At 55.2% G+C, this 1,407-nt stretch carries 1 protein-coding gene; it reads left to right on the top strand.

What is annotated here, in order from left to right:
* The first annotated feature begins 88 nt into the window (after window positions 1–88).
* Entirely contained in the window at window positions 89–1,120 is a 1,032-nt protein-coding gene (locus QT231_RS24170) for an IS110 family transposase (protein WP_308339319.1), read from the top strand.
* The last annotated feature ends 287 nt before the right edge of the window (window positions 1,121–1,407 follow it).

The following is a 1,407-nucleotide window of genomic DNA, read 5'->3' as shown; positions in this document are numbered from 1 at the left end:
GGATGATGAGATGGTCTCCTCCCCCCCATTGTCGGCGTCAAAATGCGCCAGAATGAAAGTGTCACTTCATTCAAGACGGGAGAAGACCATGAACAAGTATAGGGTGATTGGCGTGGATCTCGCAAAATCCAGCAATGCGGTTGTCGCGCTCAATAGCAATGGTCGGGAGCTTTGGCGTAAGACACTGAGTCGTCAGAAGTTACTGCCTTTTTTAGCGAAGCAAGAACCGTGTTTAGTCGCGCTGGAGGCCTGTTCGGGGGCTCATCATGTAGGCCGCCAGCTTCAACAGCATGGGCATCAGGTGGCGCTGTACCCACCTGCCCATGTAAAGGGCTATATGCGTGGGCAGAAGAACGACTACAACGATGCCTTGGCGCTGGCTGAAGCCTCTTTGCATGGCCGACTTCGCCCTGTCCCTGTGAAGACGGTAGAGCAGCAAGATGCGCTGCTGATCATTCAGCAGCGGCGACAGTTGAAAGAAGAACAGACCCGGCTAGGCAATCGCATCCGTGCTCTGTTAGCTGAGCGCGGGATCGTGTTAGCGCAGGGGGTAGCGACGTTGCGTCGAGGCATCCCGATACTCTTGGAGGATGCTGAGAACGGGTTGAGCATTACGGCGCGTCAGTTACTGGATCGCCTCTACCAGCGCTACCTTCACCTGCTAGAAGAGCTGAGCTGGTATGACACGCAGGTTCAGCGTCATGCAAAACAGGATGAAACGTGCCAGCGGCTATGTGAGATGCCAGGCATGGGCCCTATTGTGGCCAGTGTGGTGCAGGGCTGGATGGGCGATGGCCACCAGTTTACATGTGGCCGGGATGCTTCAGCTGCCCTTGGGCTAGTACCAAGGCAATACAGTACCGGTGGCCGCGAAGTGTTGCTGGGCATTAGTAAACGTGGAGACCGTTATGTACGCTCTCAGGTGGTTAATGGGGCTCAGGCGGTGTTGCGATATGCCGAAGGCAAGGACGATGCGCTTAGTCGCTGGGTGATACGCCTAAAAGCGCGAGCAGGCCATAACAAAGCGGTCGTTGCGCTAGCGAACAAGCTAGTACGCATTGCCTGGGTCATCATTGCGAGAGGCGAGCACTATCGAGCTCGTCCAGCCGAAGGCTGTTAACATGGTGTAAGCAAAAAGGTTAATACGATAGAGGACTGATGGAGGTTCCTATCCAGGTTGCGAAGGCAACGATCACGCGATGTCATTACAGGTCAGACCGGTGTACCGAAAACCTGATGAACCCGTAGGCTCTTAGAAGCCTTAAGGATGATAAGGACGGTATGCGCGGATACTCATCGGGGCCAGAGGCGCCAGGAGACGACGCCTCATGCACAGGCCGGATATATGGCAGCAACCTGTTCCTGCATCGATGACCGAAGCCTTGCAAGCAGGGAGGAGACCATATA

It is taken from the genome of Halomonas sp. SpR1 (genome assembly GCF_031010175.1).
In the GTDB taxonomy this organism is placed as follows: domain Bacteria; phylum Pseudomonadota; class Gammaproteobacteria; order Pseudomonadales; family Halomonadaceae; genus Vreelandella.
Note: the sequence above shows the minus strand (reverse complement) of the source record. Positions and strands in the feature narration are given on the sequence as shown.